This window comes from Ensifer sp. (genome assembly GCF_035999185.1).
In the GTDB taxonomy this organism is placed as follows: Bacteria; Pseudomonadota; Alphaproteobacteria; order Rhizobiales; family Rhizobiaceae; genus Ensifer.
Genome location: NZ_DASYHB010000103.1, coordinates 1 through 14,432, shown reverse-complemented (window position 1 = coordinate 14,432; position 14,432 = coordinate 1). Strand labels below are relative to the sequence as shown.

The 14,432-nt window shown below is 62.2% G+C and carries 16 protein-coding genes and 1 tRNA gene; 10 read left to right on the top strand and 7 right to left on the bottom strand.

Translation table 11 applies throughout. The features are described from left to right. Nucleotides 1-86: 86 nt before the first annotated feature. Nucleotides 87-830, bottom strand: coding sequence for a histidine utilization repressor (gene hutC / locus VGO04_RS11500; protein ID WP_327496088.1), 744 nt, complete (start codon nt 828-830; stop codon nt 87-89). A gap of 136 nt (nt 831-966) precedes the next feature. Between hutC and hutF the strand changes: the two genes are divergently transcribed. The 6 genes from hutF (at nt 967) to VGO04_RS11470 (ending at nt 7,291) form a co-directional block, all read left to right on the top strand. Continuing rightward, nucleotides 967-2,343: a formimidoylglutamate deiminase gene (gene hutF / locus VGO04_RS11495; protein WP_327496087.1), complete on the top strand. Its 1,377-nt coding sequence runs from the start codon at nt 967-969 to the stop codon at nt 2,341-2,343. Nucleotides 2,344-2,378: 35 nt separating this feature from the next. Continuing rightward, on the top strand, nt 2,379-3,413 hold the full coding sequence (locus VGO04_RS11490; RefSeq protein ID WP_327496086.1) for an ABC transporter substrate-binding protein: 1,035 nt from the start codon (nt 2,379-2,381) through the stop codon (nt 3,411-3,413). 136 nt (nt 3,414-3,549) lie between these two features. Next, the gene (locus tag VGO04_RS11485) at nt 3,550-4,407 is read left to right on the top strand and encodes an ABC transporter permease (RefSeq protein ID WP_043611926.1); all 858 of its coding nucleotides are present in this window, start codon (nt 3,550-3,552) and stop codon (nt 4,405-4,407) included. Beyond that, nucleotides 4,400-5,227: a betaine/proline/choline family ABC transporter ATP-binding protein gene (locus VGO04_RS11480; protein WP_327496085.1), complete on the top strand. Its 828-nt coding sequence runs from the start codon at nt 4,400-4,402 to the stop codon at nt 5,225-5,227. The genes VGO04_RS11485 and VGO04_RS11480 overlap by 8 nt, the downstream gene beginning before the upstream one ends. 4 nt (nt 5,228-5,231) lie before the next feature. Then, nucleotides 5,232-6,713 (top strand): histidine ammonia-lyase, encoded by a 1,482-nt coding sequence (locus tag VGO04_RS11475; RefSeq protein ID WP_327496084.1) that lies wholly within the window; start codon nt 5,232-5,234, stop codon nt 6,711-6,713. Beyond that, nucleotides 6,710-7,291 (top strand): HutD family protein, encoded by a 582-nt coding sequence (locus VGO04_RS11470; protein WP_327496083.1) that lies wholly within the window; start codon nt 6,710-6,712, stop codon nt 7,289-7,291. The genes VGO04_RS11475 and VGO04_RS11470 overlap by 4 nt, the downstream gene beginning before the upstream one ends. A gap of 19 nt (nt 7,292-7,310) precedes the next feature. On the opposite strand, the gene VGO04_RS11465 is transcribed toward VGO04_RS11470, so the two are convergent. Beyond that, nucleotides 7,311-7,751: an acetyltransferase gene (locus VGO04_RS11465; protein ID WP_327496082.1), complete on the bottom strand. Its 441-nt coding sequence runs from the start codon at nt 7,749-7,751 to the stop codon at nt 7,311-7,313. A gap of 306 nt (nt 7,752-8,057) precedes the next feature. Between VGO04_RS11465 and VGO04_RS11460 the strand changes: the two genes are divergently transcribed. After that, nucleotides 8,058-8,216 carry a hypothetical protein gene (locus tag VGO04_RS11460; protein ID WP_327496081.1) on the top strand — a complete coding sequence of 53 codons (159 nt, stop codon included), beginning with the start codon at nt 8,058-8,060 and terminating at the stop codon, nt 8,214-8,216. 86 nt (nt 8,217-8,302) lie between these two features. Here the strand turns inward: VGO04_RS11460 and VGO04_RS11455 are convergent, their stop codons facing one another. Beyond that, entirely contained in the window at nt 8,303-9,241 is a 939-nt protein-coding gene (locus VGO04_RS11455) for a hypothetical protein (RefSeq protein ID WP_327496080.1), read from the bottom strand. 184 nt (nt 9,242-9,425) lie between these two features. Here VGO04_RS11455 and VGO04_RS11450 point away from each other — a divergent pair, with 184 nt between their 5' ends. Next, complete coding sequence (locus tag VGO04_RS11450) at nt 9,426-9,791, top strand: hypothetical protein (RefSeq protein WP_327496079.1); 366 nt, start codon at nt 9,426-9,428, stop codon at nt 9,789-9,791. A 165-nt stretch (nt 9,792-9,956) separates the two neighbouring features. On the opposite strand, the gene VGO04_RS11445 is transcribed toward VGO04_RS11450, so the two are convergent. The 3 genes from VGO04_RS11445 to VGO04_RS11435 form a co-directional block, all read right to left on the bottom strand. Further along, nucleotides 9,957-10,033: transfer RNA gene (locus tag VGO04_RS11445), tRNA-Met, on the bottom strand. A gap of 135 nt (nt 10,034-10,168) precedes the next feature. Continuing rightward, the gene (gene mnmA, locus VGO04_RS11440; RefSeq protein ID WP_327496078.1) at nt 10,169-11,374 is read right to left on the bottom strand and encodes a tRNA 2-thiouridine(34) synthase MnmA; all 1,206 of its coding nucleotides are present in this window, start codon (nt 11,372-11,374) and stop codon (nt 10,169-10,171) included. 176 nt (nt 11,375-11,550) lie between these two features. After that, nucleotides 11,551-12,300: a LuxR C-terminal-related transcriptional regulator gene (locus VGO04_RS11435; RefSeq protein WP_327496077.1), complete on the bottom strand. Its 750-nt coding sequence runs from the start codon at nt 12,298-12,300 to the stop codon at nt 11,551-11,553. A 477-nt stretch (nt 12,301-12,777) separates the two neighbouring features. On the opposite strand from VGO04_RS11435, the gene VGO04_RS11430 reads away from it, so the two are divergent. Both VGO04_RS11430 and VGO04_RS11425 read left to right on the top strand, forming a co-directional pair. After that, the gene (locus tag VGO04_RS11430; protein ID WP_003527546.1) at nt 12,778-13,053 is read left to right on the top strand and encodes a DUF1153 domain-containing protein; all 276 of its coding nucleotides are present in this window, start codon (nt 12,778-12,780) and stop codon (nt 13,051-13,053) included. 275 nt (nt 13,054-13,328) lie between these two features. Then, on the top strand, nt 13,329-13,610 hold the full coding sequence (locus tag VGO04_RS11425; protein ID WP_327496076.1) for a GNAT family N-acetyltransferase: 282 nt from the start codon (nt 13,329-13,331) through the stop codon (nt 13,608-13,610). Between the two features lie 279 nt (nt 13,611-13,889). On the opposite strand, the gene VGO04_RS11420 is transcribed toward VGO04_RS11425, so the two are convergent. Next, complete coding sequence (locus tag VGO04_RS11420) at nt 13,890-14,240, bottom strand: flagellar export protein FliJ (protein WP_327496075.1); 351 nt, start codon at nt 14,238-14,240, stop codon at nt 13,890-13,892. Between the last annotated feature and the right edge of the window lie 192 nt (nt 14,241-14,432).

Below are 14,432 nucleotides of genomic sequence, written 5' to 3'. Positions count from 1 at the left end.
GATCCTCCGAATCGACCGGAATGTTGTCGAGATTAGAGCGGGACGTGGAAAACCGCGTACAGTTTCCGCCCGGGACCCGCCTTGATCTACTGCGACATGCCTTCCAGCCGATAGCGCGTACCGGGATAGAGCAGGCGCGCCGTCGTCACGTTGCCGGCGTCCGACCAGGTGCGGCGGCGGATCATCAGGCACGGCTCGTTGCGGTCGATGCCGAGCAGCTTGCATTCCCAGAGCTGCGGCGAAACGGCCTCGACAATCTGCTCGGTGCGGGTGATCGGCGCCATGGCGGTGAGATAGACGTTCGGCGTCATCGCCTGGAAATCCTGCTCCAGATAGCGCGGGCAGATGGCCGGATTGACGAAACGGTCCTCGATCTGGATCGGCAGGCCGTTTTCCGAATGCACCATGATCGAATGGAAGACGCGCGCGCCGGTGGCAAGCCCCAGCGCATAGCCGATTTCAGGCGTCGCCACTTCTTCCTTGAGCAGCGTCATCAGCGATGTGTGGGCATGGCCGCGTTCGTGGATCTCGTCGGCAATGTTGCGGACTTCGAGAAGTGCTGTACTGCCCTTGTGCGCGGCGACGAAGGACCCGACACCCTGCACCCGGGTGATCGCTCCCTCGGTTGCCAGTTCCCGGAGCGCCCGGTTGGCGGTCATGCGGCTGACGCCGAGATCGGCGACGATCTCGTTTTCCGAAGGGATGCGGTGTTGCGCCGGCCATTCACCGCTCTCGATGCGACTGCGGATGAACTGCTTTACCGCCTCGTAACGCGGCATCGGCCCGTCTTCGAAGACGGCCGTTTCATTCCGTTTTCCAAGTGCCGTCATCAACTCCCGCCCCGCCTTTCCGGAATGCCGAACAAATCATGCGCATTCACTCACGAATCTTTTCGTTCATTTCACGCTTGCGCGCCAGCTTAAAATATCTATAGTTCCATATACAACTACGTACAGGAAAATGCACATGGTTAGTTTTCCCGTCAACCGGATCTTTGCAGAACGGGCGCTCCTGCCCGGCGGCTGGGCCGAAAACGTCGCGGTAAAGCTCGACGCTTCCGGCCACATTGCAGCGATCGAAACCGGCAGTACCGCTGCTGAGGGCGACGCGCGCGCGGCAGGACCGCTCGTGCCGGCAATCGCCAATCTGCACTCCCATGCCTTCCAGCGCGCGATGGCCGGCCTTGCCGAAGTCGCCGGCAGCGGCAATGACAGCTTCTGGACCTGGCGCGAAGAGATGTATCGCACCGTCGGCCTGGTAAACCCTGACGACGTCGAGGCGATTGCCGCCAAGCTCTACATGGAGATGCTGAAGGGCGGTTTCGGCCATGTCGCCGAATTCCACTATCTGCATCACCAGGCAGACGGCAGCCCCTACGCCGATCCGGCCGAGATGTCGCTGCGCATCCTCTCGGCCGCCCGCACAACGGGCATCGGCCTCACCCATCTGCCTGTCTTCTACGCCCATGCCAATTTCGGTGGCGTCGATCCGAACCCCGGCCAACGGCCGTTCCTGCACGATCCCGATCGCTTCCTGGCGCTTCTTGAGCGTCTCGAACCGCTCTGCCGCGAGCAAGGTCACACGCTCGGTTACGCCATCCACTCTTTGCGCGCGGCCACGCCCGAAGAAATGCGCACGATCCTCGAAGCATCACCCGTTGCCGGGCCCATCCACATCCACGTGGCCGAACAGACCAAGGAAGTCGAAGACAGCCTTGCCTGGAGCGGCCGTCGCCCGGTCGAATGGCTGCTTGACGAAATGCCGGTCGATCAGCGCTGGTGCGCGATCCACGCGACGCATCTGACGGAGAACGAACGCCAGCGCCTGGCGCGCTCCGGCGCCGTGGCCGGTCTCTGCCCCGCGACCGAAGCCAATCTCGGCGACGGCATCTTCCCGGCCGTCGACTTCATGACTGAGGGCGGCACCTTCGGCATCGGCACCGACAGCCATGTGGCGACCAGCGTCGCCGAAGAACTGCGACTGCTCGAATACGGCCAGCGCCTGCGCGACCGCCGCCGCAACCGGCTCGCCATCGGCCCCGGCGCTTCGATCGGCCGAACGATTTTCGATGCGGCGCTCAAGGGCGGCGCCCAGGCGGCCGGCCAGAAATCGGCGGGCATTACCGTCGGCGCGCGTGCCGATTTCGTCGTGCTCGACGGCGACAATCCCTACATCGCTGCCGCCAGCGAAAACCAGATCCTCGACCGTTGGCTGTTTGCGCTCGGCGGCGAGAGCGTCCGCGACGTCATGATTGCGGGCGCGTGGAAGATCCAAAACGGACGCCACGACCGGGAGGAAGAGATCAACCGCGCCTTCGCGCGGGTGCTGATGAAACTGAAATAGTCACAGAAGCCAATATCAAAACAGGGAACAGCTTTATGTCGATCAGCAAATTGAAACTCACGCTTGCCGCCACGGGTCTTGTGCTTGCCGCCTCCACCGGCAGCGCCAGCGCGTCCTATTGCGGCGACGGCAAGACCGTCATGTTCGCCGGCATCGACTGGGAGAGCGGCGCCTTTATCACCGAAGTGATGAAGACGATCCTTTCCAAGGGCTACGATTGCCAGGTGGATTCGATCCCCGGCAACTCGGTGACGCTGGAACAGGCCACCGCCAACAACGACGTCCAGATCTTCGCCGAGGAATGGCTCGGCCGCTCCGATATCTGGAACAAGGCCGTCGAGGAAAAGAAGGTCGTCGCCGTCGGCAAGACCTTTGTCGGCGCCAGCGAAGGCTGGTTCGTGCCGGAATACGTCATCAAGGGCGACGCCAGCCGCAACATCGAGGCGAAGGCACCGGACCTGAAGAGCGTCTCGCAGCTTTCCGATGCCAAGATCGTCGAACTCTTCGCCGATCCGGAAGAGCCGACCAAGGGCCGATTCCTCAACTGCCCGTCGGGCTGGACCTGCGAAGGCGTAAGCTCTGCCAAGCTCGAAGCCTACAAGCTCGGCGAAACCTATGTGAACTTCCGCCCGGGCACCGGCACGGCGCTCGATTCGGCGATCACATCGGCCTACCTCCAGGGCGAGCCGATCCTCTTCTACTACTGGTCGCCGACCGCGATCATGGGCAAGTTCAAGCTCGTCCAGCTCGAAGAGCCGGCCTACAGCGAAGCCTGCTGGAAGGAGCTTTCGAGCGCGACCGGCAAGCGGGATCAAGGCTGCGCTTTCCCGTCGGTGGACGTCTCCTATGGCGTCAACAGCACCTTCGCCCAGGAAGCCCCGGAAATCATCGCCATCCTCGAAAAGGCGACCTTCCCGCTCGACGCCGTCAACGGCAGCCTGGCCTACATGGCCGACAACAAGGTCGATGCGACGGCTGCCGCTGCCGAATTCCTGAAGACCAAGGCGGATGTCTGGGGCAAGTGGGTTTCGGATGAAGCCCGCGGCAAGATCGAAGCCAGCCTGAAGTAATTGCGCAATCGCCGGGACCGGGCTCCTCCGCACGTGTGGCGGTGCGCGGCTCGGCCTCTTGCGACCATACCCGAGGCAAGCGCCATTGACGGCCGCAGGAGGCGGCCGCCAATGGTCCGAGCAAGGAACGTGTCCGATGTTTCCGGATTCTCTTAATCTCTCCATTCGCGGGCCTGTGAACGAGTTCATCCAGGCGCTGGTCAGCGGCTATGGATGGGTCTTCAAGGCGATCAGCGCCGTCATTTTGAAAGCCGTTCTGTTCATCGAATGGATCCTGCGCGGCCTGCCCTGGTGGGTCGTCATCCTCATTTTCATGGCGCTCGCCTGGCAGAGCTCCAAGCGATGGACCCTGACTGTCGCCGTCGGCGTTCTCCTGTTCTTCGTCGGCGTGCTCGGCCTCTGGGACCTGACCATGCAGACGCTGGCCCTGATGCTGATGGCAACCATTGTCTCCGTTGTCATCGGCGTGCCCATGGGCATCCTCGTCGCCAAGAGCAGGGTGATGCGCAACATCACGCTCCCGGTGCTCGACGTCATGCAGACGATGCCGAGCTTCGTCTACCTGATCCCGGCGCTCATGCTCTTCGGCCTCGGCAAGGTTCCGGCGATCCTCGCAACGATCATTTATGCCGTGCCGCCCTTGATCCGCTTGACCGACCTCGGCATCCGCCAGGTCGATCATGAAGTGGTGGAAGCGGCGACCGCCTTTGGCGGCAGCCCCAACCAGATCCTCTTCGGCGTTGAATTGCCGCTCGCCACGCCAACGATTATGGCCGGCCTCAACCAGACGATCATGATGGCGCTGTCGATGGTGGTGGTCGCCTCGATGATCGGCGCCCGCGGCCTCGGCGAGCAGGTGCTGAACGGCATCCAGACGCTCGACGTCGGCAAGGGGCTCGAAGCCGGCATCGGCATCGTCATTCTCGCGATCGTACTCGACCGCATCACGCAAGGTTTTGGCAAGAGCCGGACGGAGGATCCCCGCAATGGCTGATATCGAGATCCGCAACGTCTACAAGATCTTCGGCCAGGACGCGAAAGCCGCGCTCGCCATGGCCAAGGACGGGCTCAACAAGAGCGAAATCCTTGCCCGCTCCGGCTGCAGCGTCGGCCTCAACAATGTCAGCCTGACGATCGGCGCCGGCAAGATCTTCGTGATCATGGGGCTTTCCGGCTCCGGCAAGTCGACGCTGGTGCGCCATATCAACCGGCTGATCGAGCCGACGAGCGGCGAAGTGGCGTTCGACGGCAGCAACATCCTGGATCTTGACGCGAAAGCGCTGCGCACCTTCCGTATGCACCGTGTCAGCATGGTGTTCCAGAGCTTTGCCCTGATGCCGCACCGCACCGTGTTGCAGAACGTCGTCTACGGCCAGCGCGTGCGCGGCCTGCCGAAGGCCGAAGCCCGCGACATCGGCATGAAGTGGATCGAGACCGTTGGTCTCGCCGGCTACGACGCGAAGTTCCCGCACCAGCTTTCGGGCGGCATGAAGCAGCGCGTGGGCTTGGCTAGAGCGCTCGCCGCCGATACCGACGTGATCCTGATGGACGAGGCCTTCTCCGCACTCGACCCGTTGATCCGCGCCGACATGCAGGACCAGCTGCTGCAACTGCAGCAGAACCTGTCGAAGACCATCGTCTTCATCACCCACGATCTCGACGAGGCGCTGCGCATCGGTTCGGAAATCGCCATCCTCAAGGACGGCCAGGTGGTGCAGGTCGGCACGCCGGACGATATTCTCGAACGCCCGGCCAACGACTATGTTGCCCGGTTCGTGCAACGCCGCCAGGGACGTCCGGAAGCCCATGACTGAGCTGATGACTGAGACCATCACTCTCGACACGCCGCTGACCTGGCAACAGATTGCGGCGGTCGCCAATGGCGCGCGCCTCACTTTGTCTGACGCCGCCCGGCAGCGCATCGTCCATGCCCGCCGGATCGTCGACGCCCTCGTCGGGCGCGGCATCCGCGGCTACGGCATCAACACCGGTGTCGGCGCGCTTTGCGACGTCGTCATCGACCGCGAAAATCAGCAGTCACTCTCGCGCAACATCATCCTCAGCCACGCCTGCGGCGTCGGCGATCCGCTCGCACGGCCCGAAGCCCGGGCCGTGATGGCAGCCCAGATCGCCAACTTCGCCCACGGCTACTCCGGCGTGCGCATCGAAACGGTCGAGGCGCTGCTCGGTCTGCTCAACGCCAACCTCATCCCCGACATTCCCTCGCGCGGATCGGTCGGCTACCTCACCCATGCGGCCGCGATCGGCCTCGTGCTGATCGGCCACGGAACCACAGACGACGGCAAGGGCAGGATCGGCGGCACCGAAGCCCTCGCCCGCATCGGCTTGAAGCCGCTAACGCTTGAAGCCAAGGAGGGCCTCAGCCTCGTCAACGGCACCCCCTGCGCCACCGGCCTTGCGGCCTTGGCACTCTCGCGTGCGACCCGCCTGTTCGACTGGGCGGATGCGGCCGCCGCCATGACCTATGAAAACCTCGGCAGCCAGGCCAATGCCTTTGCCGCCGTCCCGCTTGCGCTTCGCCGCTCGGACGGATTGGATGCGGTCGGAGCGTCGCTGCGAACTTATCTGGCCGGCAGCCCGATGCTGGCGGAAACCGCCGGCACCCGCACGCAGGACCCCTTGAGCCTGCGCGCCGTGCCGCACGTGCATGGCGCGGCGCGCGACGTGTTGCTCCAGGTGGCCGAAGTCGTCGATCGCGAACTTGCAAGCCTCACCGACAACCCGGCCGTATCCGGCACCCCCGAGGCACCGGAAGTGCATTCGCAGGCGCATGCGGTTGGCGCTGCACTCGGACTTGCCATGGACAGCCTCTCGGTCGCCGTCGCCGAAGTCGCCGCCATCTCCGAGCGGCGCATCGACCGGCTCGTCAATCCGCTGGTGAGCCGCCTGCCCGCCTTCCTTGCCGGCGACAGCGGCGTCTCCTCCGGCTTCATGATCGCGCAGTACACCGCCGCCTCGCTTGCCGCCGAAAACCGGCGTCTGGCGGCCCCCGCGAGCCTCGATGGCGGCATCACCTCGGCGCTGCAGGAAGACATCCTCACCCACGCGACGCCCGCCGCCTGGAAAGCGCTGTCGATCGCCGACAATCTCCAAACGATCCTTTCTATCGAGCTGCTGGCGGCATCCCAGGCCTATGACCTGCAGCCGCGCGGCCGCGCGGAGCGCACCGACGCGCTCTACCGGCGCATCCGCTCCTCTATCCCGACCTACGCCGACGACCGGCCGCTGAACGGCGACTTTGCCAATATGCGTGGGATCATCGAAGAAAGCCGACCATGAAGACCCTTCGCGCCAGCACCTACAAACGCATGCCGTGGAAGAATGGCGGCGGCGAGACCGTAGAGGTCGCGGTCTTCCCGGCGGGCGCCTCGCTCGCCGATTTCGACTGGCGCGTCAGCATGGCGACCGTTGCCAGCGACGGCCCGTTCTCCAGCTTTCCCGGCATCGACCGCACGCTGTCGATCCTCCAGGGCAAGGGCATGCGGCTCATGATCGAAGAGCGCGACCCGGTGGTGATGACAGGAGAATCAGCACCGCTTCCCTTCCCTGCTGACGCCGCGACCTCTGCGACGCTCGTTGATGGACCGATCGTCGATCTCAACGTCATGACCAGGCGTGGCAGGCTAACGCACAGCGTCAAGCGTCTCGCCCTGGATCATCCGCAGACGATGGAATGTACGGCGAAAACGACCCTCGTTCTTTGCCATCGCGGTGCCGTTCGCCTGACCACGGCAGACGCCACAGCGGACCTTGCTGCCGGCGACACGGCCATCCTTGAAGCTGCGGCCGACGTCACGATTGAGCCGGCTGCCTCCGCCGTTCTGTTCCTGATTGCCATCGACAAGGCGGCGGCCTGATCGGGGCGCCACCGCGCGATCATCCCCGACGCAGATGCAACAGCGGATAGGGCCGGCCGGCATCATCGACCGGCGAACGCCCGACCGTCTCAAACCCCATACGCTGATAGAAGCCGGCCGCTGATGCGTTCTGCTCGTTGACGTCGACCGTCAGCGCCGGATGCAGCGACATCGCGTGCTCGACAAGCCGCCGGCCGACACCGGCGCCGCGCGCCTCTGCATGCACGAAGAGGGAATCAATCTGCGCCCCGCTCATGCCCATGAAGCCGAGCGCCACGTCATTTTCATCCGCCGCAATCAAGAATTCGGCTGCGGGCAGATACTGGTCGCGCACCAGCGCCTCGATGGCGGCAAAATCCTCACGCGTCAGAAAATCATGGGTGGCGACAACGGCACTGCGCCAGATCTCGAAGGTGCGCGGAAAATCCGATGGACGGGAGGGACGAATGGAAATGGTCATGACAATCACTTTGAAAGAACCGGCCTCAACGGAACGCAAGGGGCGCTCCTGGAGAGGCTGGCGCACGGAGCGCCGGATGGCGAGATGAGCTTGCCGAACGGACCCGGCACCGGTGGCGCACCTTAGTCAAAGATGCGCCCGCTGCAAGCCGTCAAGCGGGCACGCCGAGGAAGGGCTTCGGTTAAGAAAGCGGCAACCATATTTCATGTTCCCCGGGGAACAGCGAGATCGACGCCACACGATAGTCTCCATGTCACGGTTTTTGACCACACACGTCAACAAATGCAGGGCTCGGAGGACAAGGACATGATCAAAACCGCTTTCGGCGTCAACGTCACCGTACTGGTCTTCTCGATCACCGTGATTGCGATCATGCATTTCGCCCTGTCCCAATATCGCGCGGCCGAGCTCGCCGACATCAACCTGCCCGACTACTCGACGATCACCTCGTCGATCAGCAGGTGACCTTTTGGTTTTCTCAGTTGGGCGTTCGCCAAGTCCCGGCGAACGCAAAGTCTCGCCTATGAACGGTCGTTTCCGACCGGCGTCCTTTACCTTCCGCCGACACAATCCCAGAGCCTTGCAACCGCTGCTGGAGCGCCTTTCAGGTCGACCCTGACTGCGGCCCCACCAACGCGGAGCATGAGTTCGACACTTTGCTCGATCGGCGCCTGGAAGCCGCTTTCTTCACCCCCGCCGCGCACGACCAGTTGCTGCGGCGAAAGAACCTCGACACTGACTGCGGGGTAAGACTTGCCATCGAAAAGCAACTCGGCGCTGGGCGGCGCCTCAGCCTTGAACGACCAGGCTTCGTTGTAGAAACCGAGATCGAATGCCTCGTTGACATTCGCATAGACCATGAAGGTTGTCGGTCCATCGGTGTCTCGCGACATCACGCAGCCATTCGCGCTGTCGCCCTTGAGACGCGAACCACTCCAGACGCCGAAGTTGAAAGCGCGATCCTCGGCGTCGTTGTTCGTCTTCTCGATCCCGTAGTTCAGGAGTTTCGGCGGTGAACCGCCCGACCTGAATTCCAGGATGTAGGCACCTTTCTCGGCATCGGTTCCTTCACATTTGGTCGTCGTCGCTCCTTTGAAAGGGTTTCCGTAGGAACATCCACCGGTCACCTCTTTCGAGCTGATCGGCCCACCATCCGTGCCACGGTTCACGATGACCTTGTCGACACTCTGCAACTGACTGTCGGCGTCCGGCTTCTCGCCTTCGATGCCGCTGAACGTAACAGCCCCTCGGGAACCGATATTCACAGTAAATCCCGTCCGGCCTGTGCGGTAGATCGACTGGATCAACCGACCGCCGCATATCGCCGTCATGTCTTCGCCGGCAACCACCAAGCGCTTACACGTGCCAGTCAATATCGCCACACCGGTGAGATCGCCCAGCCCTTTCGAGGCAGCCGGCATACTGGCAAGGCCGCCCGCCATCACGGTTGCCGCCATCAGACCGAGGCGGGCGCTGGACGCCTCACGCATTGCTCATCTCCACAAATCACGCATAGACCCAAGGTTGCATCAACCTACAAAGACATCGGCCTTCCCGCTAGCGGCGATAGCATCCGCATGAACTGGATTAGACGATGGATTATGATACGGAACGCCGATTGATCGAATCGGCGCTCAAGAGCGGCGCGAAACACGCCATACAGAAAGGCCAGAGATGACGGATCCGCAAGACGAACTGAAGCTCAGCGCGTTCAAGTTCCACGAACAGGCGGTCCGCGCATCCGTCGGCGGAAAACCGTTGACGCTCGATGCGCTCGAACTCGGCGGCGAAATCCTGGTCGTGCTGACATGGCTCGGCAATTCCGAGCGAGGCCTGCGCAAGCCGGAGTATGTGCTGCCCTTGAGCGCGATTACGCATCAGGCGCTCAGCAGCGATCCCGAAGCCAAGTACAAATGGGCGATCGGCGCGCCTCTGCCGCAATCGCTTTTCGACGGAAGCGCTTCGCGGCAGTTCAGGAGACAGTTCGGGGTCAAGAGCGGGCCGGCACTGACATTGCCTCTGAAGCCGACGCACCATTGAGGGAGAGCGGAGTCAGGTCGGGCTCAAGCATGAAACATGCTGGCGTGAGGGCGATAGGCCGGTTGCCGTCGCCTCACAGTCCCAGATCCGGCAAGACACGGCACATCGGATCATCCGCGTCTTGCGGACTTTTGTGATCTATTTTTTCGGACTGAAAGAAAGAAGTGGTAGCGGAGGAGGGATTCGAACCCCCGACACAAGGATTATGATTCCTCTGCTCTAACCTACTGAGCTACTCCGCCGGGTACCGCGTCAGGGCTTCGAAGGGGAAGCCGTCTTGACTGGACGGGCGGCTTATACGGCCCGCTTCCGCCCACTGTCAACCCAAGTCTCCGGGAAAATGTGAAGTTTTCACAACAGCCCGGAAATCAAGGGCTTCACGCGGCCGCTGGTGCCGAAAGCAGCGCCTTCAAGGCTGCTTCCGCGCTCGCTTCGCGCTCCGATTTGCGAATAAATCCGCCGCCATAGACGCGCGCATCCTCGCCGACGCCTGAATAGAGCGCACAGGCCTGGCCGGGGGCGATGCCGGCTTCGCCTTCGGCGAGTTCCACATAGATGCCCTCGTCGTCCATCGCCAGCACGGCGGGCGCCGGCTGGCGGGTGGAGCGCACCTTGGCGAAACAGTCGAAGCCGCGTGCGGCCGCCGTCTCGACGTCCTCGTCGCCCAGCCAGTTGACGTCGCGCAGATAAACGCGGCGGGTTTCGAGCGCCTCCTTGGGGCCGACGATGACCCGGCGCGAGCGCGCGTCGAGGTAAACGACATAGAGCGGCTCGCCGGTGGCAATGCCGATGCCGCGGCGCTGACCGATGGTGAAGTGCAGGATGCCTTCGTGGGTGCCGAGCACGCGTCCGTCGAGATGGACGATTTCGCCGGAAAGTGCCGCATTCGGCTTCAGCTTGGCGACGATGTCGCTGTACTTGCCCTGCGGCACGAAACAGATGTCCTGGCTGTCGGCCTTCTGGGCGACAACGAGGCCCATCTCCTCGGCAAACTTGCGCGTCTCGGCCTTGGAGTAGCCGCCGAGCGGAAAGCGCAGATAATCGATCTGCTCCTGCGTGGTGGCAAACAGGAAGTAGCTCTGGTCGCGCTCGGCGTCGGTCGGACGGTAGAGCGCCCGCTGGCCGGCGTAGCGCGGGTTCGGGCTCGGGCGCGAGCGGATGTAGTGGCCGGTCGCCAGCGCATCGGCGCCAAGCTCCTTGGCTGTCGCAAGCAGGTCGGCAAACTTGACCGTCCGGTTGCAGGCAACGCACGGGATCGGCGTCTCGCCGGCAATATAGCTTTCGGCAAACGGATTGATCACCGTTTCGCGGAAGCGCGCTTCGTAGTCGAGCACGTAATGCGGAATACCGAGTGTTTCGCAGACACGACGGGCATCATCGATGTCCTGACCGGCGCAGCAGGAGCCGGCGCGGTGCACGGCGGCACCATGATCGTAGAGCTGCAGCGTGATACCGAGAACGTCATAGCCCTCGCGTTTGAGCAGGCCGGCGACGACAGAACTGTCGACACCGCCGGACATGGCGACGACGACACGCGTATCTTCGGGCTTGCGGTCAAAATCGAGACTGTTCACGGGATCCATTCCGGCCTTCGGGCGGCAAACCTTGCGCCTGCCCTGTTTCACGCTTCATGCGATGCACTGCCGCAAGGCATCTCGGCCCAGCAGGTTCTCGTGCCGACATATAGAAACTTGTCCGTCCGGCGGCAAGGCCGGCGCCAAAAGCCGGCACACCGGCTGCTTAAGCCGCTAGACGCGGTTCAGATCAGTTTCAGCCGCATGGCGCGAGCAATCGCCTGCATGCGGTTGACGGCGTCGAGCTTGCGGGTCGCGCTCTTGAAGTAGCTGCTGACCGTATAGGTCGAGATGCCCAGGATGATGGCGATCTCGTCACTGCTCTTGCCGGCGGCCGCCCAGCGCAGACACTCGACTTCGCGGCTCGACAGTCTTTCACGCGCCGAATTGCCTGTGTCGAACGTACGCTCCAGGCACTCGAAAAGCTGCACCAGCGTCAGGTAGAGCGTGGCGCATTCAACGCCGGCCGGTGCATCGCGGCGACCGGACAACATGGCAACGAAGGGATCACCGTTGCTCGTGTGCAGGAGCACGGCGAAGTGGCGCGCCATTTCCGGATGGGCAAGCAGGCGATGGACCATGGCCTCGCCGGCCGGCTTGGCCGCAGCATCCAGCAGCTCAGGTCCACCGGTGACCGGCAGCTTGGTGAAGCGCATCTTTTCGACAAGCACGCTCGACTGGAAGGTTTCGCAGGCATCGTACTGCCGCACAAGCTCGGACGGCCAGTTGCTCAAGACCAGCCGCTCGGAGAACCGCTGCTGCTCGGCGAGCGGCATGCGCGCAATCATGAAATGACCGAAGCCATAGCGTGCGATCAACCGCCGCATCAGATGCAGAAGTTCGTACTCGGTGCGGACGGCGGCCGTGTCGATGTCCGAGAACATGTCCGCCGTTTCAGCCTCGCGCAGCAAGGCTGTTTCATGCGATTCCTTCATCTGCGATCCACATCCCCCGGCGCCACCGCGCCCGGTCGAGAGAATAAAAACAACGCCCCGCGTCATCTGGAGCATGAATTTCACCCGGCAGACGAAATAAAACTGCCCTTACCGGCCTGCTCGCGCAAGAAACGCGCCCGGTTGTGAAAACTATGACGATGCACCAAGAATGAATGCGGGAGCGCACATACAACGCTCATCCTGATTTCGACGCTTCGTTACCAAAAATTTTAGTTAAAGTGAAATGTGGTATTTGCATGGCTCCCATGTCAATTCCGGGAGAATCCTGGCTATTCCCAAGAGAATCCACAAGTTCAGCCGGAATACCCTTAAGATTTGACGGGCGCGGCAACGTCCAAAGCGACCTGCGGAAGTGTCTCAAATTATGAGCAAATTGTTACTTGACGCTTAGGCAAATGTTAAATGTGGCAGGCTAAGGTCACGGTCATATGGTCTTGAGTTTGTGTAGAGAGTCCCATGACCGAAATGATGCGACCACGCGTAAAATATGTCATCGGCCCCGATGGCAGCCCTCTGACGATTGCGGATCTGCCGCCGGCCAATACCCGGCGCTGGGTGATCCGCAGGAAAGCAGAGGTTGTTGCCGCCGTGCGCGGTGGCCTATTGAGCCTTGAGGAGGCGTGCGAACGCTATACCCTCACCGTCGAGGAGTTTCTCTCCTGGCAGTCCTCGATCAATGACCACGGTCTCGCCGGCCTGCGCACCACCCGCATCCAGCAATATCGCCACTGATTTGCCCATTGCAGGGCCATAGGTCGAGCGGCGGCTCCGGGATCCCGGGGCCGCCGCCGTCGTTTTGGCTGCTTGAGCGCGGCGTCCTGCCGGGCACGCAGCGGTCGGCGTAGCGCCTTGAATTGCCTGATGTTTGTGCCCTTTTCGCAGCGACGACGCTTTGGTGCAATTTCGCGAACAGTCTGTCCTTCGACGACAGCGCATCAACCGATTCCGATTTGTGGCAACTTGCGCTAGCTTTCGGGCATGGACGCTGCACTTCAAGGAAGGTCGTTATGGAAATCGCACACGAGGAAACTGGATCGCACGGACGCTACTCGGCTGTCGTCGAGGGCCACACCGGGGAAATGACCTATTCGCGGACCTCGCCGCACCTGGTCATCATCGACCATACCCTTGTTCCCGATGCGCTTCGTGGCAAGGGCGTCGGCCAGGCACTCGCCAAGCATGCGGTCGAGGATGCCCGCAAGGGCGGCTGGAAGATCATCCCGCTCTGCCCCTTCATGAAAGCACAGGTCCTGCGGCATCCCGAATGGCAGGACGTCATCCAGGCGTGAGACTGCGCTGAAGCGACACAGCCGATCCGCATCCCAAAACGAGAAGACCCGCCCGATTGCCGAAGCATCGGGCGGGTCTCTTGGTTTTGTCACGATCGTGCCGGATCGGGTCATGCCATGCGCATGATCCGACAAGGACGGAAACATCCGCTCCCAAACGGGCTCTTCGCCTGACCCACGACCAAATCCCTGACGCCGGGAACGACCTCAGGAAAAAGCGTTCGTCAGATCAAGGCGTTACGAACAACCACGCCCCATCGAGGCGCAGGCGCCGTAACCTTATGCCCGCAGGCGGGTCGATGTGTCCCGCTCCTCGAGGGCCGCCGCCTTTGCGTACTCGGCCTGCACTTCTTCGAGCGCGAGTTCGGCAGCATCCTGCTGCATCTTCAGTTCGCGAATGGAGACCTGAAGATTATCGGCTCTTTGACGTGCGGCCTTGGCGAAGGTGGGATAGGCGAAGTGCTGGGGATCGGAGATACCCGACTTCTTCTCCTCGAAAACAATCTGATTTTCCAGATCCTTGGTCATTCGTTCGAACTCAGCCATCATCATCTGAAGCTGGTTCAGCTGACGCTGCTTCTCCCGGACCTGAAATTCCTTCAGGCGGACAAGGCTCTCACGTGCTTTCATACGCAATACTCCCGTGGATAACGAGACCCCGGTTACTGATTTGGCCCGCATGCCGGCCCGAACAGGGCCGGAAACGAAAAATCTTCAGCGATATTAACAAATGCCTACCGCTGGTAACCTTTCGTTTACGGGCATCGTTAATCATAGGCGTGATGATTTAAGGCTCCGTAAATGCTGAGGCACGAAATGTGA

Coding starts and splice junctions, on each gene's coding strand:
- VGO04_RS11470 (WP_327496083.1), top strand. CDS start 6,710: ATGAAGACCCTTCGCGCCAGCACCTACAAACGCATGCCGTGGAAGAAT.
- VGO04_RS11485 (WP_043611926.1), top strand. CDS start 3,550: ATGTTTCCGGATTCTCTTAATCTCTCCATTCGCGGGCCTGTGAACGAG.
- mnmA (WP_327496078.1), bottom strand. CDS start 11,374: ATGGATCCCGTGAACAGTCTCGATTTTGACCGCAAGCCCGAAGATACG.
- VGO04_RS11420 (WP_327496075.1), bottom strand. CDS start 14,240: ATGAAAGCACGTGAGAGCCTTGTCCGCCTGAAGGAATTTCAGGTCCGG.
- hutF (WP_327496087.1), top strand. CDS start 967: ATGGTTAGTTTTCCCGTCAACCGGATCTTTGCAGAACGGGCGCTCCTG.
- hutC (WP_327496088.1), bottom strand. CDS start 830: ATGACGGCACTTGGAAAACGGAATGAAACGGCCGTCTTCGAAGACGGG.
- VGO04_RS11465 (WP_327496082.1), bottom strand. CDS start 7,751: ATGACCATTTCCATTCGTCCCTCCCGTCCATCGGATTTTCCGCGCACC.
- VGO04_RS11475 (WP_327496084.1), top strand. CDS start 5,232: ATGACTGAGACCATCACTCTCGACACGCCGCTGACCTGGCAACAGATT.
- VGO04_RS11455 (WP_327496080.1), bottom strand. CDS start 9,241: ATGCGTGAGGCGTCCAGCGCCCGCCTCGGTCTGATGGCGGCAACCGTG.
- VGO04_RS11435 (WP_327496077.1), bottom strand. CDS start 12,300: ATGAAGGAATCGCATGAAACAGCCTTGCTGCGCGAGGCTGAAACGGCG.
- VGO04_RS11450 (WP_327496079.1), top strand. CDS start 9,426: ATGACGGATCCGCAAGACGAACTGAAGCTCAGCGCGTTCAAGTTCCAC.
- VGO04_RS11430 (WP_003527546.1), top strand. CDS start 12,778: ATGACCGAAATGATGCGACCACGCGTAAAATATGTCATCGGCCCCGAT.
- VGO04_RS11425 (WP_327496076.1), top strand. CDS start 13,329: ATGGAAATCGCACACGAGGAAACTGGATCGCACGGACGCTACTCGGCT.
- VGO04_RS11490 (WP_327496086.1), top strand. CDS start 2,379: ATGTCGATCAGCAAATTGAAACTCACGCTTGCCGCCACGGGTCTTGTG.
- VGO04_RS11480 (WP_327496085.1), top strand. CDS start 4,400: ATGGCTGATATCGAGATCCGCAACGTCTACAAGATCTTCGGCCAGGAC.
- VGO04_RS11460 (WP_327496081.1), top strand. CDS start 8,058: ATGATCAAAACCGCTTTCGGCGTCAACGTCACCGTACTGGTCTTCTCG.